Annotated in this window: 29 protein-coding genes; 26 read left to right on the top strand and 3 right to left on the bottom strand. The window is 54.0% G+C overall.

All coding sequences use genetic code 11. The features are described 5' to 3' along the window. Window positions 1-4: 4 nt before the first annotated feature. The 5 genes from NYE48_RS18035 to NYE48_RS18015 all read left to right on the top strand — a co-directional run bounded on the left by NYE48_RS18035 (window position 5) and on the right by NYE48_RS18015 (window position 4,539). The gene (locus NYE48_RS18035) at window positions 5-718 is read left to right on the top strand and encodes a cytochrome c biogenesis CcdA family protein (RefSeq protein WP_212946951.1); all 714 of its coding nucleotides are present in this window, start codon (window positions 5-7) and stop codon (window positions 716-718) included. After that, window positions 703-1,047 carry a hypothetical protein gene (locus NYE48_RS18030; protein ID WP_340999622.1) on the top strand — a complete coding sequence of 115 codons (345 nt, stop codon included), beginning with the start codon at window positions 703-705 and terminating at the stop codon, window positions 1,045-1,047. The genes NYE48_RS18035 and NYE48_RS18030 overlap by 16 nt, the downstream gene beginning before the upstream one ends. Window positions 1,048-1,377: 330 nt before the next feature. Beyond that, a complete protein-coding gene (gene mntR / locus NYE48_RS18025; protein ID WP_036714291.1) occupies window positions 1,378-1,803 on the top strand; it encodes a transcriptional regulator MntR in 426 nt (141 codons plus the stop codon). A gap of 139 nt (window positions 1,804-1,942) precedes the next feature. After that, window positions 1,943-3,532, top strand: coding sequence for a family 10 glycosylhydrolase (locus NYE48_RS18020; RefSeq protein WP_340999621.1), 1,590 nt, complete (start codon window positions 1,943-1,945; stop codon window positions 3,530-3,532). Window positions 3,533-3,609: 77 nt separating this feature from the next. Continuing rightward, window positions 3,610-4,539: a patatin-like phospholipase family protein gene (locus NYE48_RS18015; protein ID WP_340999620.1), complete on the top strand. Its 930-nt coding sequence runs from the start codon at window positions 3,610-3,612 to the stop codon at window positions 4,537-4,539. Window positions 4,540-4,682: 143 nt separating this feature from the next. On the opposite strand, the gene NYE48_RS18010 is transcribed toward NYE48_RS18015, so the two are convergent. After that, complete coding sequence (locus tag NYE48_RS18010) at window positions 4,683-5,000, bottom strand: hypothetical protein (protein WP_212946945.1); 318 nt, start codon at window positions 4,998-5,000, stop codon at window positions 4,683-4,685. Between the two features lie 7 nt (window positions 5,001-5,007). Next, window positions 5,008-6,003 (bottom strand): DUF1385 domain-containing protein, encoded by a 996-nt coding sequence (locus tag NYE48_RS18005; RefSeq protein WP_036714294.1) that lies wholly within the window; start codon window positions 6,001-6,003, stop codon window positions 5,008-5,010. Window positions 6,004-6,201: 198 nt separating this feature from the next. Here NYE48_RS18005 and NYE48_RS18000 point away from each other — a divergent pair, with 198 nt between their 5' ends. The 5 genes from NYE48_RS18000 to NYE48_RS17980 all read left to right on the top strand — a co-directional run bounded on the left by NYE48_RS18000 (window position 6,202) and on the right by NYE48_RS17980 (window position 10,538). After that, window positions 6,202-6,711, top strand: a complete 510-nt coding sequence (locus NYE48_RS18000) for a YqhR family membrane protein (protein WP_036714295.1) — start codon at window positions 6,202-6,204, stop codon at window positions 6,709-6,711. Between the two features lie 84 nt (window positions 6,712-6,795). After that, on the top strand, window positions 6,796-7,242 hold the full coding sequence (gene aroQ / locus NYE48_RS17995; RefSeq protein WP_340999619.1) for a type II 3-dehydroquinate dehydratase: 447 nt from the start codon (window positions 6,796-6,798) through the stop codon (window positions 7,240-7,242). Window positions 7,243-7,294: 52 nt separating this feature from the next. Continuing rightward, complete coding sequence (locus NYE48_RS17990) at window positions 7,295-8,371, top strand: M24 family metallopeptidase (protein ID WP_340999618.1); 1,077 nt, start codon at window positions 7,295-7,297, stop codon at window positions 8,369-8,371. A 37-nt stretch (window positions 8,372-8,408) separates the two neighbouring features. Beyond that, on the top strand, window positions 8,409-8,966 hold the full coding sequence (gene efp / locus NYE48_RS17985) for an elongation factor P (protein WP_036714300.1): 558 nt from the start codon (window positions 8,409-8,411) through the stop codon (window positions 8,964-8,966). A gap of 318 nt (window positions 8,967-9,284) precedes the next feature. Then, entirely contained in the window at window positions 9,285-10,538 is a 1,254-nt protein-coding gene (locus NYE48_RS17980) for an aspartate kinase (protein WP_340999617.1), read from the top strand. A gap of 99 nt (window positions 10,539-10,637) precedes the next feature. Here NYE48_RS17980 and NYE48_RS17975 read toward each other — a convergent pair whose 3' ends face one another. Further along, window positions 10,638-11,369, bottom strand: a complete 732-nt coding sequence (locus NYE48_RS17975) for a 2-phosphosulfolactate phosphatase (RefSeq protein WP_212946938.1) — start codon at window positions 11,367-11,369, stop codon at window positions 10,638-10,640. Between the two features lie 207 nt (window positions 11,370-11,576). Here NYE48_RS17975 and NYE48_RS17970 point away from each other — a divergent pair, with 207 nt between their 5' ends. From NYE48_RS17970 to folD, 16 genes are all read left to right on the top strand, one after another. After that, a complete protein-coding gene (locus NYE48_RS17970; protein ID WP_373316190.1) occupies window positions 11,577-11,840 on the top strand; it encodes a YqhV family protein in 264 nt (87 codons plus the stop codon). A gap of 39 nt (window positions 11,841-11,879) precedes the next feature. Continuing rightward, complete coding sequence (gene spoIIIAA / locus NYE48_RS17965) at window positions 11,880-12,950, top strand: stage III sporulation protein AA (protein WP_340999616.1); 1,071 nt, start codon at window positions 11,880-11,882, stop codon at window positions 12,948-12,950. Further along, window positions 12,943-13,461 (top strand): stage III sporulation protein SpoIIIAB, encoded by a 519-nt coding sequence (gene spoIIIAB / locus NYE48_RS17960; protein WP_036714302.1) that lies wholly within the window; start codon window positions 12,943-12,945, stop codon window positions 13,459-13,461. Before spoIIIAA ends, spoIIIAB begins: the two co-directional genes overlap by 8 nt. Before the next feature lie 14 nt (window positions 13,462-13,475). After that, entirely contained in the window at window positions 13,476-13,679 is a 204-nt protein-coding gene (gene spoIIIAC / locus NYE48_RS17955) for a stage III sporulation protein AC (RefSeq protein ID WP_036714303.1), read from the top strand. 9 nt (window positions 13,680-13,688) lie between these two features. Then, window positions 13,689-14,078 carry a stage III sporulation protein AD gene (spoIIIAD, locus tag NYE48_RS17950; RefSeq protein ID WP_212946935.1) on the top strand — a complete coding sequence of 130 codons (390 nt, stop codon included), beginning with the start codon at window positions 13,689-13,691 and terminating at the stop codon, window positions 14,076-14,078. 18 nt (window positions 14,079-14,096) lie between these two features. Next, a complete protein-coding gene (spoIIIAE, locus tag NYE48_RS17945; protein WP_212946934.1) occupies window positions 14,097-15,284 on the top strand; it encodes a stage III sporulation protein AE in 1,188 nt (395 codons plus the stop codon). Window positions 15,285-15,299: 15 nt separating this feature from the next. Further along, window positions 15,300-16,031 (top strand): stage III sporulation protein AF, encoded by a 732-nt coding sequence (gene spoIIIAF / locus NYE48_RS17940; protein WP_036714309.1) that lies wholly within the window; start codon window positions 15,300-15,302, stop codon window positions 16,029-16,031. Between the two features lie 15 nt (window positions 16,032-16,046). Continuing rightward, window positions 16,047-16,688, top strand: coding sequence for a stage III sporulation protein AG (spoIIIAG, locus tag NYE48_RS17935; protein ID WP_340999614.1), 642 nt, complete (start codon window positions 16,047-16,049; stop codon window positions 16,686-16,688). A gap of 45 nt (window positions 16,689-16,733) precedes the next feature. After that, window positions 16,734-17,606 carry a SpoIIIAH-like family protein gene (locus NYE48_RS17930; protein ID WP_340999613.1) on the top strand — a complete coding sequence of 291 codons (873 nt, stop codon included), beginning with the start codon at window positions 16,734-16,736 and terminating at the stop codon, window positions 17,604-17,606. 144 nt (window positions 17,607-17,750) lie between these two features. Beyond that, entirely contained in the window at window positions 17,751-18,245 is a 495-nt protein-coding gene (gene accB, locus NYE48_RS17925) for an acetyl-CoA carboxylase biotin carboxyl carrier protein (RefSeq protein WP_212946926.1), read from the top strand. A gap of 28 nt (window positions 18,246-18,273) precedes the next feature. Further along, window positions 18,274-19,617 carry an acetyl-CoA carboxylase biotin carboxylase subunit gene (gene accC, locus NYE48_RS17920; protein WP_212946925.1) on the top strand — a complete coding sequence of 448 codons (1,344 nt, stop codon included), beginning with the start codon at window positions 18,274-18,276 and terminating at the stop codon, window positions 19,615-19,617. Between the two features lie 114 nt (window positions 19,618-19,731). Further along, window positions 19,732-20,142, top strand: coding sequence for an Asp23/Gls24 family envelope stress response protein (locus NYE48_RS17915; protein ID WP_212946924.1), 411 nt, complete (start codon window positions 19,732-19,734; stop codon window positions 20,140-20,142). 115 nt (window positions 20,143-20,257) lie between these two features. Next, on the top strand, window positions 20,258-20,797 hold the full coding sequence (amaP, locus tag NYE48_RS17910; protein ID WP_212946922.1) for an alkaline shock response membrane anchor protein AmaP: 540 nt from the start codon (window positions 20,258-20,260) through the stop codon (window positions 20,795-20,797). Window positions 20,798-20,809: 12 nt separating this feature from the next. Further along, window positions 20,810-21,046: a DUF2273 domain-containing protein gene (locus NYE48_RS17905; protein WP_212946921.1), complete on the top strand. Its 237-nt coding sequence runs from the start codon at window positions 20,810-20,812 to the stop codon at window positions 21,044-21,046. Between the two features lie 182 nt (window positions 21,047-21,228). Beyond that, window positions 21,229-21,681, top strand: coding sequence for a transcription antitermination factor NusB (gene nusB, locus NYE48_RS17900; protein WP_036714317.1), 453 nt, complete (start codon window positions 21,229-21,231; stop codon window positions 21,679-21,681). Window positions 21,682-21,756: 75 nt separating this feature from the next. Then, a complete protein-coding gene (folD, locus tag NYE48_RS17895; RefSeq protein WP_340999612.1) occupies window positions 21,757-22,614 on the top strand; it encodes a bifunctional methylenetetrahydrofolate dehydrogenase/methenyltetrahydrofolate cyclohydrolase FolD in 858 nt (285 codons plus the stop codon). Window position 22,615 lies beyond the last annotated feature (1 nt).

Below are 22,615 nucleotides of genomic sequence, written 5' to 3'. Positions count from 1 at the left end.
GGCCTTGTCGAACTTGAATATCGGTATCGCGTTTTTGGCGGGACTGGCTTCTTTCATTTCTCCTTGCTGTTTGCCGCTATATCCGTCCTATTTGTCTTATATTACGGGCATGTCGGTGCAGCAGCTTAAAACGGAGCAAAACAAAAGGGAAGTCCGGTTCCGGACGATGACGCATACGCTCGCATTTATTTTGGGTTTTTCGGTAGTGTTTTACACCCTTGGGGTGAGTGCAGGTTTTTTAGGCAGCTTTTTTTACAACAATCGGGATCTGATACGCCAGCTTTCCGCCATTTTGATCATTTTGATGGGACTTTTCCTTATCGGTATCTTTCAGCCGAAGTTTTTGATGCGGGACTATAAAATGGATCTGAAATTCAAGCCTGCCGGATACATAGGTTCCTTTATTTTCGGCATCGGGTTTTCCGCCGGATGGTCGCCTTGCGTCGGACCGATTTTAACTGCAATTATTGGGCTTGCCGCAACTCAGCCTGGTTCGTGGTTTTCGCTGATTACGGCTTATTCGCTCGGGTTTGCGATCCCGTTTTTCGTGCTTGCGTTTTTTATCGGGTCGACCCGCTGGATCGTAAAATATTCCGGCATCATGATGAAAATCGGCGGCGCGTTGATGCTGTTGATGGGCGTGCTGCTGTTTACGAACCAGATGACCAAAATCACGATTTGGCTGCAGGCGATCACGCCGGAATGGATGAAATTCTAGCCGAACCATCGTTCGAAGCGGAGGGAAAAACAATACGCTCTGTGCCGAAACCGGCGCAGGGCGTTTTTGTTGTTCCTTCGGGCAATCGGGCATCAAACAGCGCCTGCGGTCAAACGCTTCAGAAGCTTCCTGCAGCCGTTTTTTCAGAGATCATACCCCAACCGGTCGGGGCAATGGCGAAACCAGGCGGTAAAGCGGCGCTCGCGCCTTTCAGGCCTTACAACGGGGGAGGTTCTCGTTTCTCTCCTCCATTTCAGGCTTTGGCTTCCTCCATTTTGCATCATGTTGACGTAGACACGCACCGACGCTTGGCCGCCGGCGTAATTTGAAGAGGGGATGGCAGCACCCGATGATTGCTGGAAGGATTCGATTCATTTTTGGGCTTTTGGAATAGTTCGGTGCATCCGGCTAAAAATAAACAAGGCCCAGGCAACGAACGGCTCGGCCTGCGCAGCGTTTTGGCGGCTTCGTGTTCGCTTGGTTCCCTCCGGCATTTTCGGTCCGGGACGGCGTCCGGTTTACGAGGCGTGAAGCGGTTTCGGGGCTGCCATGAGGAAGCGGCGTTCCCCGGCGGGACTTGCCAAGTGATCTCGGAAACATGTATCATTACAAGAGCAGGTATTTAGTGTCATGCTTAAAAAGAGAAGAGAGGGAAGAAGATGCCAACGCCCAGCATGGAGGATTATTTGGAGCGCATCTACAAGCTGATTGACGAAAAAGGATATGCTCGCGTTTCGGACATTGCCGAAGGCCTGGAGGTTCATCCTTCATCCGTAACCAAAATGATTCAAAAACTGGATAAAGACGAGTATCTCATCTACGAAAAATACCGGGGACTCGTGTTGACCAGCAAAGGCAAAAAAATGGGAAAACGCCTGGTTGACCGCCATAAACTCTTGGAAGAGTTTTTGACCATGATCGGCGTGTCTGATGAGCATATCTACACCGACGTGGAAGGGATCGAGCATCATTTAAGCTGGGATTCCATTACGCACATCGAAACGCTTGTAGAATATTTCCGCCGGGATGAGCAGCGTCTTCAGGAATTGCGGAACATTCATAACGAACTAGTGGGCGATTCGTAAAAAAGGCATCTGTCCCTTCTTAAAGAGACGGATGCCTCTTCGTTTTTGCAAGAAGCCCATACAGCACAAGGCAGACGCCGGCCTTTTCCGGCGCGGTGCTCTATGCCTGCAAATCTATTATTTGTGGAGGATTCGTAGAATGAGGTTTTGGAAGTTTCAACGATGGATGGTTCTGGCACTTGTATTGATCCTGATGTTACCCGTCGCCAACGTTCAAGCAAAATCCTCGAAGCCGCCGATCACGATCACATTGGACGGCACCCCCGTCGCCAGCGACGTAGCGCCTTACATCATACCGAAAGTTTACGTGACGATGGTTCCGCTCGGGGTCATCAGCGAAGGTTTGGGAGCAAACGTCAATTGGGAGCAGACCACGAAAACGGTCACGATCAACCAGAACGGTTCGTCGATGTCGCTCACAAACGGCAAAAAAACGGCGCAGGTCAACGGCGCCGACGTTGCGCTCGATGCTTCCGTCCAAATCAAAAACGGCAGAATCATGGTGCCGCTGCGTTTTATCGGCGAAAACCTGGGACTGCAGGTGTTATGGAACCAAACGGCGCAAAACATCGCCTTGATTTCGGGCGCATACATACCTGATCCGGCCCTTCCCGGCAATGGAGGCGGGCAGCAGACGACGGATCTGCGCGGGGCATGGATCTCGACCGTGACCAATCTCGATTGGCCGACTGCGAAATCCTATGGAAAAATAGATCAGCAAAAGCAGGAGTTCACCGCGATGCTGGACAAGCTGCAAGCGATAGGCATCAACGCCGTGTTCGTTCAGGTTCGTCCTGCAGGCGACGCATTGTACCCATCGGACCTGGTGCCATGGTCCAAATATTTGACGGGAACGCAAGGCACGGACCCCGGCTACGATCCGCTGGGTTTCATGATTGAAGAAGCGCATAAACGCGGCATGCAGTTCCATGCCTGGTTCAACCCGTTCCGGGCGAGCATGGACTCCGCCACAAGCAAGCTGGCGGCGAATCATGTGGCGATCCAGCATCCCGACTGGATCGTAAAATCGAACAATCAGCTGATCATCGATCCCGGCCTTCCGGAAGCCCGGCAGCATGTCATCGACGTCATCATGGAAGTCGTCAATAAATACGACATCGACGGCGTTCACCTCGACGATTATTTCTATCCGACAAGCGGAACGTTTAATGACGATGCCGCATTTGCCGCGTACAACACGGCAGGGCTTTCGAAAGCGGACTGGCGGCGCGGCAATATCAACGATTTCGTCGAGCGGCTCGGCCAATCGATCCATGCGGCGAAACCTGCGGTTTCCTTCGGGATCAGCCCGTTCGGCGTATGGCGCAATAAAGCGAAGGATTCGACCGGTTCGGATACGAATGCAGGCATCACCGCATACGACTCCTATTACGCCGACGTCAGAACCTGGATTCAAAACCGCTGGATCGATTATGTAGCTCCGCAAATCTATTGGAGCATGTCGTTCAAAAACGCCCAATACGACAAGCTCGTCGATTGGTGGTCCCATGAGGTGGCGGGCACCGGGGTTGACCTGTACGTCGGCCATGCCGCCTATAAGCTGGGCACTTCGGAAGCCGGCTGGCAGAGCGCCCAGGAGATCATCAATCAGTTGAAATACAATGCGCAGCACGACGAAGTCAAAGGCAGCATCTTTTTCAGGGCGGCCAACCTGATTAACAACCCGCTCGGACTCGTTCCGGCATTGACCGCGTTTTATCAGCAATAATATCGTTCATATGAAGTCATGAATCGACCCCCGTTCTCATACATTATGTTGAATAGATGAGGACGGGGGTTTTTCCTATGCTCATTAATGCGGTATTTGAGGGCGGCGGCGTCAAAGGAATATCGCTTGCGGGAGCCGTTAAAGCTGCGGAGGACGCGGGAGTGGTTTTTAACCGGGTGGCGGGGACCTCTTCGGGATCCATCGTGGCGGCCCTGCTTGCCGCCGGGTTTACGGCCGGCGAAATGAGCGAAATCATCAAAACGACCCCTTTCCAATCCTTCCTCCACCGCGCTCCTATTTTCAACGCCAAAATCATCGGTCCGGCCGTCCGCCTCTTGCTGAAGAAAGGGCTTTATTCCGGCGAAGCCCTCGAATATTGGATTCATCACATATTAAGATCGAAAGGGATTCGCACGTTTTCGGATCTGCCTGCAGGCAAGCTGATGATCATCGCCTCGGATATCACGAACGGCAAAATTTTGGTCCTCCCCGGCGATCTGGCGAAGCTTGGCATCGATCCGGCCGCGTTCGAAGTGTCCAAAGCGATCCGGATGAGCACCAGCATTCCGTATTTTTTTGATCCGGTCATTTTGCGGATGTGCGGAAAAGCCGCCCGCGGCAAAGCATTCAAGGACCAGTTCGTATATGTCGTCGACGGCGGGCTGCTCAGCAACCTTCCGCTGTGGCTGTTCGACGATTCCGCGGAAAACTTCGGGCAGCCTCCGATCCAAACGATCGGTTTTCAAATGGTGGGGCGCAGCTCGGGCAGGCCGCATGTGATCCGGGGACCCATCAGCATGCTGACGGCCATGTTCGAAACGATGTTGTCCGCGCACGACGAGCGGTATATCGAGCAGGTGAACCGTTTTCGGACGATCAAAATTCCGACGCTGGGCGTAGGCACGACGCAGTTCCACATCACCCCGGAGGAAACGATGGAGCTGTACGAATCGGGGATGCAGGCGGGAACGAAGTTTTTTGCAAGGTTCAAGGGATCGGGATCATAAACCGGCAGAGCCGGGGGCTATCCCAGGGCTGAGAGAGGCATTTAGGGACCTGCCTAAAAATAAAAGGCGTTCATCTTCCTGGGGGGAGGATGAGCGCCTTTTGTTTGCAGTTTCGCGGATGCTCCGCCGGATAACGGAGGGAGTCAATGATATTTGGGCTGCTGGTCATCGTTTTTGCCCTTGGAGCCTTCAATGACCTGAAAAGGATAATGCTTTCTTTTGCCATTCGATTGGGAACGTTTTGCCGCGGCCACCTTTTCCATCGTTCGGGCGGAAGGTTTGACCTTCGGTTTTTTGCGGTAACGGGCAGGGGGAAACTTATACAGCAAAAATACGACGCCTATTACGCACAACGGAACGAGAATGTTGCCAAGGCCGGAGCCGCCGGAAAAAACGATATTGACAATCCCGAGTACGGCCAAACCGATGGCGATCCAAAAAATCAGAGCATGCCTTTTCATTTTATCCTCATCCTTTCAGGGGATCCAAGACTCCTGTTCTGACAGGCTGGTTCGTTTCAGGCGCTTTTTCCATCTGCGCGTCCAGCTCGAGCATCCGTTTGAAGGAAGCGATGGAAACTTCCACTTGATCGTCCTTCGGCTCTTTGGTCGTCAACAGCTGCAGCCACAAGCCCGGGTATCCGAGGTACCGGAGCACCGGCACGTCGCGCAGCGCGTTGGTCAATTTCAAAAATTCAAAAGAGACGGCAATGACGACGGGGAGCAGAATGATCCGCTGCAGCACGCGCTGGGTCATGTTATCCCACGGCACGAGGGAATAAATCAGCACGCCCAGGACGATGGTGAGCATCATGAAGCTGCTTCCGCACCGGTAATGAAGGCGGCTGTGCTTTTGCACGTTCGCCACGGTCAGCTCTTCGCCGGCTTCGTACGTCGTGATCACTTTGTGCTCCGCGCCGTGGTATTGAAACAGCCTTTTGATGACGGGAGTTTGGGAAATTCCCCAAAGATAAGCGAGCAGGAGCAGCAGTTTGATGACTCCTTCTATCAGATTATGCAATATATAGTTCTCGAACATCGCCCCGAACAAAAATTTTTCCAAAAAGACGGGGAGCAGCGTCAGCACCAGCTTGCCGACCACGAAGGAGAGCACGCCCACCGCGGAAACGCCGATAATCATGCCGAGGCTCCATTTGGATTCTTCCTTTTGCTTCAGCTTTTCGCGTTCTTCGGGTTCGAGCGTATCGTCCGCAAAAGCATCCGCCGAATAGTTCAAATGTTTCGTCCCTTTGGCGCTCGAATCTATAATGCTTACGATACCGCGCAAGAGCGGAATTTTGCGCAGCTTCCGGATCCAATCCTTGTCCTGCTTGGGTACTTCCAAAAACGTAATCTCTTGATTTTTCCGACGCACGGCTGTCACATTGACATATTTGCCGCCAAACATCACGCCTTCGATGACAGCTTGGCCGCCGTAGCTGACGGGTTTCGATTGTTGCGACAACCAGTTCACCTTCCCTGGATAGATGGATTCAGGATTTTCATTGCATCCCGTGATTGGCTTCCGACTTCCAAAGCGGGATTCCGCACGAAAGTCGGGGTTGATTATTACCATTGTATCGAATTTCAGGTCCGATTTCTAGTTGGTTTAGGCTCGAGGGAAATGAACCATACTAAGGAAAACAAAAGGAGACAGACGAAGATGGCATCTTATGTTGCACCGTTTCGCCAAAAGTCGCAGGAAGGCCCGACCAACCCGCTTACGTTTGGACTCGAACTCGGATGTTTTGCGGGATTCATCTGGGGCGCGATCCATTGGCTGTTTTATACGCTGAACTTTACGAAGGTGATTCCGGGATTTCTGGGGGGACCGTTTTTTCACCACGGGTTCCTGAAAAGCGGGGCGGGACAGCTTGCCGGCTGGCTGATGTTCATCGCTCTCTCGGTGATCGCATCCGTCATATACGTGCTGTTGTTCCGCAAACTCAAAGGGCCGTGGCCCGGGATCATCTACGGGATCGTCTGGTGGTGCGTCATTTTTGCCGCCGCCGGGCCGCCGCTACATATGACGAAGCCGCTGAACCAGCTCGGCTGGAATTCCATCGTCAGCGAATTTTGCCTTTTTTTGCTGTGGGGACTGTTCATCGGCTATACGATCGCATTCGAATTTACGGATGAACGCATGCGGGAACCGAAGCGGGCAAAGGCTTAAAGCAACCAAAAAAACTTCTCAAGTAGACATTCCCTATGTTAAAATAGCAGATGGTTATTTGACAGTAAGGGTGGGAATACCATTTTGAGAACCATTTGGGTGATCAACGGACCGAATTTGAACCTGCTGGGGCTCCGGGAGCCCGGCGTGTACGGATCCCAAAGCCTTCAATCGATTGAGGAAGGCCTGAGCCGAAAAGCCGAAGCGCTCGGCGTGACGCTCAGTTTTTACCAATCCAATCATGAAGGCGACATCATCGACCGGATCCACGGAGCCTTGGGGCAAGCCGACGGGATCGTCCTGAATCCGGGGGCGCTGACCCATTACAGCTACGCCGTCCGCGACGCCATCAGCTCTGTCCGGATCCCGACGGTGGAAGTGCATTTGTCGAACATCCACGCCCGGGAGGAATTCCGCCATACATCGGTCATTGCTCCGGTGGCTGTCGGGCAAATCGCCGGATTCGGGGCTGTCAGCTACGAGCTGGGATTGATCGCCTTGCTTCGTCACTTGGAAAGCCAGGGAAAATAGCGCTGCTTTTTTCAAGGAGATGAAGCCCGCGAGAGAGAGGAGACGAGAACGAATGAGCAAAGATCGTGTGCTTAAATTGCGTGAAGCGATGCAGCAAAAAAATGTGGAGGCACTTTTCGTTACGAGTGCGATCAACCGGCGTTATTTGACCGGATTTACGGGCTCCTCGGGCTATTGTTTGATTACGATGAACGATGCTTACCTGCTGACCGACTTCCGTTACATGACGCAGGCGGCCGAACAAACGAAGGATTTCCGGGTCGTCGAACACGGGCAGCGGGTGATGGATACCGTGAAGGAACTGCTGGCTGCCGCAAACGTCGGCAAGCTTGCGTTTGAACAGGATGACGTCACGTTCGCCGCCTACAGCGCTTATGCTGAACAGCTTAAACCTGCGGAGCTGGTGCCGGTTTCCGGCCTGGTCGAGCAGCTTCGCATCATCAAGGATGCCGAAGAGCTGAAGGTGATGCAGCGGGCCGCGGATCTTGCGGACGCGACGTTCAAACACATTTTGGACTTTATCAAACCGGGCATGACCGAACGCGAAGTTGATCTGGAGATGGAATTTTTCATGCGCAAAAACGGCGCGACCAGCTCCTCGTTCGATACGATCGTCGCTTCGGGAGAACGCTCCGCGATGCCGCACGGCGTGGCCAGCGGGCGCGTGATCGCGGGGAACGAGCTGGTTACGTTCGATTTCGGCGCGCTGCTGGACGGATATTGCTCCGACTTGACCCGCACGATCGCGATCGGCAAACCGGATCCGAAGCTGAAGGAAATTTACGATATCGTGCTGGAAGCCCAATTGCATACGGTTGCGAACATCAAACCGGGCATGACCGGGCGGGAAGCCGACGCGCTGGCGCGCGACATCATCGCGAAATACGGCTACGGCGACCAATTCGGCCACAGCACGGGGCATGGACTCGGCATGGAAGTGCATGAAAATCCGCGCCTGTCCAAGCTGAGCGACGATATCCTGAAGCCGGGCATGGTCGTGACCGTCGAACCGGGCATCTACATACCGGGCCTTGGCGGCGTGCGCATTGAAGACGATATTGTGATCACGGAAACGGGAAATGCTGTCTTGACGCATTCGCCGAAAGAATATACCGTATTACCGGCGTGATTGAAGCAATATATACTTAATTTTAGGAGGCATTTTTGTGATTTCAGTAAACGACTTTAAAACAGGACTAACGGTAGAAGTGGATGGCGATATTTTTACCGTTCTTGAATTCCAGCACGTAAAACCGGGCAAAGGCGCGGCGTTCGTCCGCTCCAAACTGAAAAACCTGCGCAACGGCAACACGGTTGAGCGCACGTTCCGCGCCGGCGAAACGATCGGCCGCGCGATGATCGAAAACCGCGCCGTTTCGTACCTGTATGCAAGCGGACAAGACCATGTATTCATGGATAACGAAACGTATGACCAGTTCAGCCTGGACAGCAAACAACTGGAATGGGAACTGAACTTCCTGAAAGAAAACATGATCGTAAACATCGTCAGCTATCAAGGCGAAATCCTCGGGATCAACCTGCCGAACAGCGTCGAGCTGAAAGTGGTTGAAACCGAGCCTGGAATCAAAGGCAACACCGCGACGGGCGCAACCAAAAACGCCAAGGTCGAAACCGGCCTTAACGTTCAGGTGCCTCTGTTCATCAACGAAGGCGACGTGCTTCTGATCGACACCCGCGAAGGCAAATACATTTCCCGCGCGTAACGTTTCGGCAGGAACAAAGAAGCGGTTTAATTTCGGATTCCCCTCACGAACGGTGAGGGGGATTTTTATATACGCGGCCGCCGCAAAAAAAGTCTACCTACCCGATGAACTTTCGTATTATACTATGTTAAAGCGTAAAAAGACATTTGCATCAATCCATCTCGGTTTTCATGGGCTGTTTGGGCCGATGACGCCATGGATTGGCTTAAATCGGGATTGTCGCAACACTCGATCTCAATCGACATGATCCGGCATGGATCGGAAGGGCGATCGTTCGGATGTTGCGCGATCCTCAAACGAGTGGGGAGTGAATCGAAGTTGTCACTGTACGTCATGAAATTCGGAGGAAGTTCCGTAGGGGATACGGAGCGAATGAAGCGCGTAGCCAAACGCATCGTCGAAAAACAGGATGAAGGGCATCAATGCGTCGTGGTCGTTTCCGCGATGGGGGATACGACGGACGATCTCATTGACCAGGCAAAGCTGCTGAATCCGAATCCTCCGGCACGGGAAATGGATATGCTGATGACGACGGGGGAGCAGATTTCCATAGCCTTGTTGTCGATGGCCATTCACGATCTGGGGCGGAGCGCCGTTTCGCTGACCGGTTGGCAGGCCGGATTCCGGACCGAACCCGTGCACGGAAAAGCGCGGATTACCGATATTTCGCCGGAGCGGGTTATGTCCGCCCTAAATGAAAACCACATCGTCATCGTTGCGGGCTTCCAAGGGATGACGGAAGACGGGGAAATCACGACGCTGGGCCGCGGCGGTTCGGATACGACCGCGGTTGCGCTGGCTGCGGCGATCAAGGCGGACGTGTGCGAAATATACACGGACGTGGACGGCATTTATTCGACGGATCCTAGGATCGTCAAATGCGCGCGCAAGCTTGCGGAAATTTCCTACGACGAAATGCTGGAGCTTGCCAATTTGGGGGCGGCTGTCCTGCATCCGCGGGCAGTGGAATACGCCAAGCATCACAACGTCCAGCTGGTGGTCAGATCCAGCTTTAACTATAACGAAGGCACAGCGGTTAAGGAGGAAACAAGCGTGGAACAGGGAGTTGTAGTAAGCGGCATCGCGTATGACAAAAATGTGGCAAGAATCAGCATCCTCGGCGTGGAGGACGTTCCGGGCGTGCTGGCCCAAGTATTCGGGGCGCTTGCCGAAGCGCAGATCAACGTCGACATTATCGTGCAAAGCGGCGTGCAGGACGGCAAAGCGGACTTTTCCTTTACGACGTCGCTGGCCGAATGCGATCTTGCGCTGGAGGTCATTCAAGGCCTCAAATCGAAGCTGCCGTACCGTGACGTCACCTCTGAACGCGACCTGGTGAAAGTTTCGATCGTCGGAGCGGGCATGATCAGCCATCCGGGCGTAGCCGCCCAAATGTTCGACGTCATCTCGCAGCAAGGCGTCAGCATCAAGATGGTCAGCACCTCGGAAATCAAAACGTCCTGCGTCATCGAAAACGGCAACCTGGAGCAAGTGGTGCGTGCTCTCCATACCGCTTACAACCTGGATACCGACGCGCAGGTTTACGTCGGCGGACCGCAAGTCAGACGTTAAGGATCGATTCCGTTTTAGGATACTAATGAAGAAAAAATATAGAAAAAAGATAGAAAAAAGGCCTGAAGCAGAAGCTTCGGGCCTTTTTTTGTTCTCGGGTCAGCAGGGAGCCTTCGCGTATAACGGCGTCAGAATCAAATCGTTTTTGGCGATGGGAACGACCGGCACGGTATCGATTCCGGTGCAGTATTCCACGTCATGGGCATATCCCAGCTTGACCAGCTGTTTGGCGGACGTTCCCTCCATGACGGTTTCGTACAGATTGGCGCGGCATTGCCTGTAGGCGAGTTTCATGGCCAGCCCCAAATCGTTCAGGCGGAGCGGGCCGTCCACCATGGATTCCATGGCATCGATAATCATGCCTGCGCACAACCCGTCCTCCAGCGAAAACTCGTTTCTGCAGCCCGAGCATAGCAGGATGACGTCGCGGTCGAAGGCCGCGAGCGCCGAAGCGACGGCCGTGCCGTTGATGAAGGAGGCCGCCAGAAGTTTGGCTGCCCGCTGCGATTTGAGAAGCCCCCTTGTTCCGTTCGAGGTCGTCAGAACGACAAGTTTGCCCGCAACTTCTTCCGTCATGTAATCGTGAGGGGAATTGCCTGCCTGAAAGCCGGGAATCTTCTTGTAATATCGTTCTCCGCCGACAAAGGTATGTTCGCTTTTTTTGCTTTGGGCTTGGGGGACGGTTTCAACGGGAAGCAGGCCGCAAGCGCCCTTGGCCAACGCCGTGATCATCGTGCTGGTTGCACGCAGCACATCGATGACGGCAGCGCTTTTCTGAATAAAATCCTCCGATCTGATATCGTCCACATTGGCAATCACATCCACCCGCATGGGTCAAATCCTCCTTAAGCCCTTCACTTTATGTGTCCCAATCTCTATCAGCATGTTTTTGCGCGCAGAGAATTGCAACTTCAAAACTAATATATGCAGCAGGCGCGGAAATGTTCCGGACGCTTTTCTCGCAAAACATAACTAAAAAGAGAGAATGCGGCATATCCATATAAAAGATGAACATTTCAATTCAAGGAGGTTTCCCGATTGGACAAGTTCGTGTTAAGTATGGCTACGCTGCGCATGCTCTCCGGCGGCATCGAAATTGCGGCGGCATTGTTCATGTTGAGGCTCGCCCAGGTCGATAAGGCGCTGGCGATCAATTCGCTCCTGGCTTTCGTAGGGCCGACCGTGCTGATCCTGACCACTTCCATCGGCCTGATCGGCCTTGCCGACAAGCTGTCATGGGGCAAGATCGCCTGGATATTCGTAGGGGTTTCCTGTCTCTTAATCGGAATTTTAAAAAAATGATAGATTCGGTCGTCATAATTTTGAAGTACAAGCATAAACATGTGGTATAAAAAACATCTACTAGTCTATAAACGAAAAGCTCACGGACTTAAGAGAAGACAGCTTGGGGGTGGTCGTATTACGAATCCAAACTGGCTAGAACTGTTTCCCGACCGGATCAAGTCCATCCTGCTAAGATTGCCGAGGGAACTCCTCGGGAAGCTGGAAGAGGTTCGGATCCGCGAAGGAAGGCCGCTGGAGGTGAATGAATCGGGCGGGCACCGCTTCGTCACCGAAGAGGGGCAGCCGACGCTGGACGGGGACAAGGCGTACAGGCCCAGCCGCGACGATAGCCGCAGGTTTCTCGATCTGATCAGCAACCATTCCTTATATACCCTGGAGGAGGAACTGCGGAAAGGTTTTATTACGGTCCCGGGCGGGCATCGCATCGGGCTTGCCGGAAGAACGGTCTTATCCGGAGGGAAAGTGGAGCATATCCGGGACATCAGCGGATTCAACATCCGGATCGCCCGGGAAGTGAGGGGGGCCGCAAACGCCATTCTGCCGTTTTTGTACGACGAAAGGGAGCGAAGAATGAAACACGCGCTGATCCTTTCGCCGCCGCAGCACGGGAAAACGACGCTGCTTCGGGATTTGGCAAGGCAGATCAGCTCCGGCGGCATGGAGGCGCCGATTGCGAAGCCCGCGGGCATGAAGGTATGCATCATCGACGAACGTTCCGAAATTGCCGGCAGCGTGCACGGGGTGCCAAGCTTCGATGTCGGCCCGCGGACCGACGTGATGGATGCGTGCCCGAAAGCCGAAGGCATGATGATGATGATCCGTTCGATGTCGCCGGATGTCCTCATCGTGGACGAGATCGGCAGGGAAGAAGATGCCGAAGCCGTCACCGAGGCGCTGCATGCGGGCATATCCGTCATCGCTTCGGCTCACGGCAGCGCCCCGGAGGAACTCCAAAACCGCCCGGCGATGAAACGGCTGATGGACAACCGGATGTTCGAAGTTTACGTCCTGCTTCACCGCATGCGCGGCAAAACGGCATTCCGGATCATGGACCGGCAGATGCGCTTGCTCCAGCTTCAGGCAAAGGGGGAAGCCAACCATGCTTAAGCTTTTCGGGGCGGTGCTGATCCTCCTGGCCGGAACGCTTGCAGGATTTCACCAGGCCGCCCGGTTTGCGGCAAGGCCGAAGCAAATCCGCGAACTCATTCTTGCGATGCAAAGGCTCGAAACCGAAATCTCGTACGGCTTTACGCCGCTTCCCGATGCGTTCCGCAGATTGGCCGGGCAGCTCGGGGAACCGCTGCGGAGCATCTTCAAAAGCGCGGCGAACCATATGGCGTCGGGGAGCGGAAATACGGCTCAGGAAAGCATCCAGCGCTCCCTGCACGACCATTGGAAGCGGACCGCGATGAAAGCGCCGGAGCGCGATATTCTCCATCAGCTCAGCTTTACGCTTGGGACAAGCGACAGGCAGGATCAAATCAAGCATATTGCCTTGGCCGCCCAGCAGCTGAAGCATGAAGAAGCACTGGCAAGAGACGAGCAGGCGAAATACGAAAAGATCAGCCGGAGTCTCGGGCTATTGGTTGGAGCATTGATCGTCATTTTGATCTTTTAGCGAGGTGCCAAGGAATGAACTTTGAAGTGAACGCAATTTTCCAGATTGCGGGAATCGGCATCATCATTGCGATGATTCATACGGTACTCAAGCAAATGGGAAAAGAAGATATGGCTCATTGGGTGACGGTCATCGGCTTTGTCGTGGTGCTGTTCATGGTCGTCCGGCTGCTCGATAACCTGCTGCAGGAGATCAAAACCATTTTTCTGTTCCATTAGGGGTTGCTTATGGAAATTATACAGGTGGTGGGTCTTGGACTCATAGCAACGATTCTGATCCTGATCGTCAAAGAGCAAAAGCCGATGTTTGCTTTTCTGCTGGCCGCCGCGACGGGCGTGCTGATCTTCATGTTCCTGATGGGCAAAATCAGCACCGTCGTTTCGGAGCTGGAGCGGATGGCCAGGTCCTCCGGCGTCGAACTGATCTACCTGAAAACGATCCTGAAAATCATCGGCATCGCCTATATCGCCGAATTCGGAGCTCAGGTCGTGCGTGACGCCGGGCAGGAGAATATCGCCTCAAAAATCGAATTGGCAGGCAAAATGCTGATCATGGTCCTTGCGGTACCGATCATCGGCATCATCATCGAAACCGTGCTGAAATTGCTGCCAGCGTAGGAGAAAGTGGGAATACCCATGCTTTTAAAACCGCGCCGGGATACACGGCATTTGATCCTTTTTTTCATCCTGTTTTTGCTCGCGGGGACAACCCGGGTTTTCGCTGATTCCCCGGCCGAAGAGTGGATCAAGCATCAAGCGGAGTCGCTGCCGAAGGACCAGGTCGAAACCTACTGGGAAAGCCTGATGAAGGATTACGGCGGGTTTTTCCCGGATCAAAAAGTGCCTTCCTTTATGGATATCCTGCTTCCCGGAGGAGAAGGCTTCAGCGTCAAAAGCGTTCTGGCGGCGTTAGGTTCCTTCATGTGGCACGAAGTGCTTTACAACGGGAAGCTGCTCGTCACCATCGTCATGCTGAGCATCATGAGCATGATTCTGGAGACGCTGCAATCGGCGTTCGAACGAAAAACCGTCAGCAAGGTCGCTTACGCATTATGTTACATGGTCATCATCGTCCTGGCGATCAACAGCTTCAACGTGGCGATCGGTTACGCCAAAGAAGCGATCGACCGCATGATCGATTTCATGATGGCCATGGTGCCGCTGCTGTTCGCGCTTTTGGCCTCCATGGGCAACGTCATCACGGTTTCGGTCACGCATCCGCTCATCATTTTTATGATCAACACCGTCGGCACGCTCATCCACACGCTGATCTTCCCGCTTCTGTTCTTTTCGGCGGTGCTTCATTTGGTCAGCTCCCTTTCCGACAAATACAAGCTGACGCAGCTGGCCAACTTGCTTCGCAACATCAGCGTAGGGTTTCTCGGCGTACTGTTGACCATTTTTTTGGGCGTCATTTCGGTTCAGGGCATCACGAGCTCCGTGACGGACGGGGTGACGATCCGGGCGGCCAAATACGTGTCCGGAAGCTTCATCCCGGTGGTGGGGAAAATGTTCGCCGATGCAACGGATACCGTCATCTCGGCTTCGCTGCTCATCAAAAACTCCATCGGTTTGGTCGGCGTCATCATCATCCTGTTCCTGTGCGCGTTTCCGGCAATCAAAATATTGGTGCTCGCGTTGATCTACAAGGTATCCGCAGCCGTCATGCAGCCGCTCGGAGACTCGCCGATCACGACCTGCCTGGAAACGATCGGGAAAAGCATGCTGTACGTGTTTGCCGCGCTGGCCGTCGTCGGACTGATGTTTTTCCTGGCGATCACGATCATGCTTACGGCGGGGAACGTCACCGTCATGATGAGGTAAGGAAGGAGGCGTAAGATGGCCTGGCTGAGCAGTTGGCTGAAAGAAGTGATTATGGTGGTTCTGCTGGCCTCCTTCGTGGATCTCATCCTTCCGAGCCGTTCCATGGAGCGTTACGTCAAGCTGGTGCTGAGCCTGCTGATCCTGCTCACGCTCCTCGGGCCGCTGATCAAAATACTGACCGATGCGGCGGACATCAAGATCGCGGCCGTGTTTAACGGCATGAACCAGAGCCACGAGGCCGGAGGAAAAGGCAGCCTGCAGCAGATCATGGACGAAGCGAAGCAGCTGCAAACCCGGCAGCAGAAGCAGTCCCTTGAATGGGCGGCACGCGAAGTCGCCGCGAAGATGAAAGACCAGATCCGCAAGGAAAGCGGGGAGCAAGGCGCGGACGTGGCGGTGGTCCTGGCGATGCCGGAGGGGACGGCGCAGGACGCGAACCAGAGCCCCTATATCAAAAACGTGACCGTCACGATAAAAGCAGGGCCCGCCTCGGAAGAAACGGCTGCCGCCCCGCCGGCGTCCGGCGAAATCCGAATCGATCCGGTGCTCCCCGTGCAGATCGAAATCGGCGGCTCGCCAAAGGAAAATCCAAGCGGCACGGAATCGGGACGGGAAGCGGCGACGAGCAGCGAGGAGAACGGCGGCGCGAACGCGGAAGCCATCAAACGAATCATCGGAAGCGAATGGGGAATCGACCCGGAAATCATCGCCGTCCGAAACGGAACAGCCGAAAACGGGAAGCTATAAAAAGAGGTGATAAACGTGGGGAAATGGTTCAAGAAACTGGAGCAGTGGATCGGAGGCGGAGGGCAGGGCGGCGGCAGCAGGATCAACACCTTCCGCTGGCTGATCATCGTGGGACTGATCGGGGTGGCGATCATCCTCTTCAACTCCTTCGTCAACGTCAAAAAACTGGACAACGAAAATATCGGGCGGGAACCGCCGGCGCAACCCACCGTCAACGAAAGCGCGCAAAATGCCGGCGGGGAGAGAAACGCCTTCAGCAGCATCGAAGAAGACGCCGAAAACAAGATGAAGGAGATCCTCGAAAAAATCGTCGGAGTGGGCACCGTTGACGTCCTGGTCAACGTGGATTCGACGGAAGAAGTGGTTTACCAGAAAAACATGAAGGATTCGCAGCAGCAATCGGACGAAAACGACGCGAACGGAGGCAAACGCCGCACGACGCAATATACGCGGGACGGGGAAGTGGTTACATACGAGCAGTCAGGCACCCAGGCCCCGATCGTTACGAAGAGGGTGAAACCGCAAATCCGCGGCGTCCTGGTCGTCGCCAAAGGCGCCGAAAACGAGGTCGTCAAACAGCTGATCGTCGATGCGGTCGAAAAAGGGCTGAACGTTCCGGAATACCGGATCTCGGTCGTTCCGCGCAAACAGGGGTAGGCAGCAATTCAAATAATGAGTTCAAATTTGAGGAGGATTTAACGAATGAACAGTAAAAGACAAACGATTTGGTTGGTGTCCATGCTGAGCTTGATGGTTGTGTTATCCGCTTACTACCTGTTTACGGAGGACTCGGGATCGTCGAAAACGCCGAAAACCCCGGTTGCCGACAGCCAGCAGGTGAGCGGCGCGGATAAGTCGTCCGCCAAGGAAACGGCGTCCAAGACGACGACGGAAAGCGGAGTGGAAGTAACCGAAGTGATCACCGACGGCAAAGTCAACGAGAATGCGGCCGCCGCCAAAACGGACGCAAGCAGCGCGGATGCTTCCAAGGAAGCCGCCAAGGACACGGCCAAGGACACGACGAAAGACGCGGCGAAGGATGCTTCAAAAGAAAGCAGCGACAAAACGACCGCTAAGACGGACGGCAAGGACGCCGCCAAGGATACGGCCGCAGAGGATAAATCGGCTTCGGCAGGAAAAACGGATAGCGGCAAGGAAGCGCAAGCCGGAAAAAGCGACGATGAAGTGCTGAAGGAAGTGGCCGCGCAAAAAAGCACCGCTTCCAGTCAGTTCGACTCCTTCCTGATGGAACGGGACCAAAAAAACGAGTCCAAATATAACGATCTGCTGGCTGCCATGAACGACATGAGCAAGGATCCCGCTGAAACCGCGAAAGCAAGCGAAGAACTGAACGCGCTGGAAACGAAAACAGAAAAAATCAAGGGCATCGAGGAGGAGCTGGAGCATAAATATTCCTTCGCCAACGCGTTTATCAAAGAAGAAACCGATAAATACCAAGTGCTTGTCCTCAGCGACAAACCGGACGTGAAGCAGGCCGTCAGCATCGTTGAACTGGTGATGAAAGAGCTGAACGTCACCCAGGACAAAGTGAGCGTTCAATACATGGCGCCATAAGATGCGGTAAGCACGGAATATGTCGAAAGAGTCCGGATTTCCCCGGACTCTTTCCATTTTGCTTGTTTATGATATAATACTTATCGTTATGTGTATGTATGTCCGGAAGCTTCCGAAAGCTTCCCTCGAAGGAGTGAATTGTACATGTTGAAGTTAAGCGAGATTAAAGAGTTGATACAATTGGTCGATCAGACCTCTGTACATGAACTGGATATTGAATTGGAAGGAACTCATTTAACGATCCGCAAAGCAAACAAAACCGAGGTTGTTGCAGCGCCGTCCGTACCTGCGCAGTACGTTCAGGTTCCGCAGCAGGCCGCTCCCCAATTCCAGAACCCTGCTGCGGCAGCGGAAGCCGCCCAGCAGCCGGCAGCCGAAGCGAAAGCAGCCGATCCCAACCTACATAAAATCGTATCCCCGATGGTCGGCACGTTCTACAGATCGCCTTCCCCTGAAAAGGGCCCGTTCGTGAACGTAGGGGACAAGGTCAATGAAAAAACGGTCGTCTGCATTCTTGAAGCCATGAAGCTGATGAACGAACTCGAAGCCGAAGTGAAAGGCGAAATCGTCGAAATTCTCGTGGAAAACGGACAATTGGTTGAATACGGGCAGCCTCTGTTTCTGGTGAAAACGGAATAACACCGCATTCGAAAGGGAGGTTATCTGCATGAAATTCCAAAAAATCCTGATCGCCAACCGCGGCGAAATTGCCGTCCGTATCATTCGCGCTTGCCGAGAGCTGGGCATTTCGACGGTTGCGGTCTATTCCGAAGCGGACAAGGATGCGCTTCACGTCCGTCTTGCGGACGAAGCTTACTGTATCGGACCTACCACGTCCAAAGACAGCTACTTGAACATTACGAACATCATGAGCGTGGCGACGTTGACGGAGTGCGACGCGGTACATCCGGGTTACGGATTCCTTGCCGAAAACGCCGACTTCGCCGAAATTTGCGAATCCTGCAACATTACGTTCATCGGCCCGTCGGCGGATGCCATCAACAAGATGGGCGATAAATCGGTCGCCAAGCAAACGATGAAAGCGGCCGGCGTGCCGGTCATCCCCGGCTCGGACGGCTTGGTCGAAAACATCGAGGAGGCCGTGATGATCGGCCGGGATATCGGTTATCCATTGATCATCAAAGCGACGGCCGGCGGCGGGGGCAAAGGCATCCGCATCGCCGAAGACGAAGAAACCCTGATCAAGCAAATCACGGCCGCTCAGCAGGAAGCGCAGAAAGCCTTCGGCAACGCAGGCGTTTACCTGGAGAAGTTCCTCACCGGCATGAAGCACGTCGAAATTCAGGTGATGGCCGACAATTACGGGAACGCGGTCCATTTGGGCGAACGCGATTGTTCCGTGCAGCGCCGCAGACAAAAGCTCGTCGAAGAATCCCCGTGTCCGGTGCTTTCCCCGGAAGTGCGCCAGCGCATGGGCGAAGCGGCCGTTCGCGCCGCGCAGGCCGTAAACTATTCCGGCGCGGGCACGCTCGAGTTTTTGCTCGGACCGGATGGTCAGTTTTACTTCATGGAAATGAATACGCGCATCCAGGTGGAGCATCCGGTGACCGAGATGGTTACGGGCGTGGATTTGATTAAAGAAATGGTTTCGGTGGCGGAGGGCAATCCGCTTTCCTTTAACCAAGACGACGTCGTGATCAGCGGCAGCTCCATCGAATGCCGCATCAACGCCGAAGATCCGGATCGGAACTTTATGCCTGCTGCAGGAAAAATCCAGTTTTACTTGCCGCCGGGAGGACCGGGCGTGCGGGTTGACAGCGCCGCTTATCAGGGGTATACCATTCCTCCGTATTACGATTCGATGATCGCGAAGCTGATCGTATGGGCGCCGACGCGCGACGAAGCGATCGCCAAGATGAAACGCGCGTTATCCGAGTTCGCCGTGGAGGGAATTCACACGACGATTCCTTTCCATATGAAGCTTCTGGATCATCCGACCTTCAACAGAGGCGACTTCGATATCAAATTTTTAGAGGAAAACGAGATATAAGCCTCCGCGGACGTTTGTCACGAATCGCCCCGAATGTTATAGTATGAGTGATTATGCGGCGTCCAGAAAGGTGTGCTTCTTATCCATCTTATCCGAAAGGTGTGTTAAGCCATAATGAGCACGGAACCGAATGAGTTTGAACGTACCGAAATCGGCGAAATCCAGATTGCGCCCGAAGTCATTGAAGTGATTGCGGGACTGGCGACCGTCGAGGTCAAAGGCGTAGCCGGCATGAGCGGCGGTTTTGCCGGAGGCATCGCCGAGCTGCTTGGACGCAAAAACCTGTCCAAAGGCGTAAAGGTGGAAGTCGGGCAGCGCGAAGCGGCCGTTGACGTTTCCGTTATCATCGAATACGGGAACCGGCTGCCTCAAGTCGCTACCGAAATTCAGCGCAACGTCAAACGATCGATCGAAATGATGACCGGCTTGAACGTCGTGGAAGTGAACGTGCATATTCATGACGTCCATTTCAAAAGCGCCGAAAGAACGGAAGAAATCGATTTGACGCAACAACGCGTGAAATAAGAGATGACCGAAGGAATGAGTCCTGGAAACATGCCGTGCTTCCGGGTTCATTCCGTATCCGTAACCCCCGACGAACGTCGAGGGTTTACTCTAATTTAAGGAGGCTGCGCCGTTCGTGGCTAAAATACTGGATAGATTTTTGCTCTTTATTTACAGCTTGAGCATCGGAATCATAAGCGTATTTGCCCTCCTCCGGTTAAGCGGCTTGGTTCCCGGTTTGGGAGAATACATGGATGCGTCCACGCTGGAAATCACGCTGCTGGTCATTGCCGCCGTCTTGTTTTTGCTTAGCGTCCGATTTTTCTATATCTCGATCCGCCGAGATCGTACGCAAATTCCTTCGATCGACCAGCGCACCGAATACGGGGACATCCAAATATCGGTGGAAACGATCGAGAATTTATGCCTGAAGGCGGCAGCCCGCATCCGGGGAGCCAAAGATTTGAAGGCGCGGATCCGCGTGTCCGAAGCCGGGCTTGAAATCAAGATCCGGGCGGTGGTCGAAGGCGACGTTTCGATTCCGACCATGACGACCGACATTCAAAAGCAGGTACATGATTATCTTCAGGAGACGACGGGCATTCCGGTATCGAATGTGGCGGTATATATCGCGAATGTGGCCCAGTCGACGGCCATGAAGAGCAGAGTGGAATAGGGGTGGTCTTCCATGGCATTCTTGAAGGAAGTATGGGAGAGTCACAGAGGACGGATCGTCGGCATCGCCGGCGGGATTTTCTTTGGTTTTATTTATTTGATCGCGGGATTTTGGGATATGTTGTTCTTTGCATTGGTTGTGTTCATAGGATATGCCGTCGGCAAGCGGAAAGACTTGCGCATGGAGTCCGTTTTTCGCTGGGATGAGATGCGGAAATGGCTTTCCGAGCGCTGGCGTCCTTTTAAATGAACCGTGATATGCTTTCTCCGGAAAAAAGAGCTGCAGCTTCATAACGCCCATTTTCTGGTGAAACGTATCGCGGTTTTTTTGCGGAAATGCTTTGAAAAACCTTTGCCATAGGAGATTGCAACAATCCGCAGTAACCCATAATAAAGATAAGTGCCATAAATGACAGGTTCAGGAGGAACAAAATGAAAAGACGTTTGGCAAGGGAAATCGTCGTGCAAAGTCTGTACCAAATGGAAATGAATGAAGTGGGCAGCGAAGAAGCCGTCAATATGCTGCTGGATGAGGCCGCCGAGGAAAACGATACGGAACGCGTCATCACGAACGAAATCGAGCTGAAAAATTACGTGCTGACTCTGGTCAACGGCGTATGGAGCCAGAAACAAGCCATCGACGGCTTGCTCGAAAATTATTTGAAAGGCTGGCAAATCAGCCGTTTGTCGCGGGTCGACCGGCAAATTTTGCGTTTGGCGGCTTACGAGCTGCTCTATTCGAGCGACGTTCCGGCGAAAGTGGCCGTCAACGAGGCGATCGAGCTGTCCAAGCATTTCGGCACCGAGGAATCCGGCAAATTCGTCAACGGCGTGCTGGGGAACATGATCCGCGAAGTGGACAAGCTGAAAAACACCCTTTCCTGACCTTGCCGCTTCCGCTTGGCGTTACCGAAGCCCGCATATCGATTTGACCATTCTAATTACGGGGGAGAGAGTAAAATGACAGCAACCATCATCAGCGGAAAACAGGTATCCGAAGAGATCCGGGGCAGCATCGCCGGCGAAGTGCGGGCATTGGCGGCCAAAGGCGTCGTTCCGGGCCTCGCCGTCGTGCTGGTCGGGGAAGATCCGGCATCTCAGGTGTACGTTCGGAACAAGGAAAAAGCTTGCCACGATTTAGGGTTTTACTCCGAGGTTCACCGCCTGCCCGCCGAAACCTCGCAAGCCGATTTGCTTGCTTTGGTGGACCGGCTGAACCGCAAGGGGGACATCGACGGCATCTTGGTGCAGCTGCCCCTGCCCGGACATATCGATGAAAAAGCCGTGATCAACGCGATTGCCGTAGACAAGGACGTCGACGGTTTCCACCCGGTGAACGTCGGGAACCTCGTCATCGGCGACGACAGCCTGCTTCCGTGTACGCCGGCCGGCGTGATCGAGCTTATCAAACGGGCTGGGATCTCTTTGTCCGGCAAACATGCGGTCGTCATCGGACGAAGCAATATCGTCGGCAAACCGGTTTCCCTTCTTCTTCAGCGGGAAAACGCGACCGTGACGATGTGCCATTCCCGTACGGAGCGGATGGCGGAAATCGCGCGCCAAGCCGATGTGCTGGTCGTTGCGATCGGCCGCGCCAATTTCATTGACGCCAGCTACGTGAAACCCGGAGCCGTGGTCATCGACGTGGGCATGAACCGGCTCGAAAACGGCAAGCTTGCGGGAGACGTCGACTTCGAAAGCGTGAAGGAAGTGTCCGGTCCGATTACGCCCGTGCCGGGCGGCGTCGGTCCGATGACCATTACGATGCTCATGCAGAACACCCTCATCGCGGCAAAGCGCCATCACGGGCTTATGTAAG

The organism is Paenibacillus sp. FSL M7-1455 (assembly GCF_038004655.1).
In the GTDB taxonomy this organism is placed as follows: domain Bacteria; phylum Bacillota; class Bacilli; order Paenibacillales; family Paenibacillaceae; genus Paenibacillus_AQ; species Paenibacillus_AQ cookii.
Note: the sequence above shows the minus strand (reverse complement) of the source record. Positions and strands in the feature narration are given on the sequence as shown.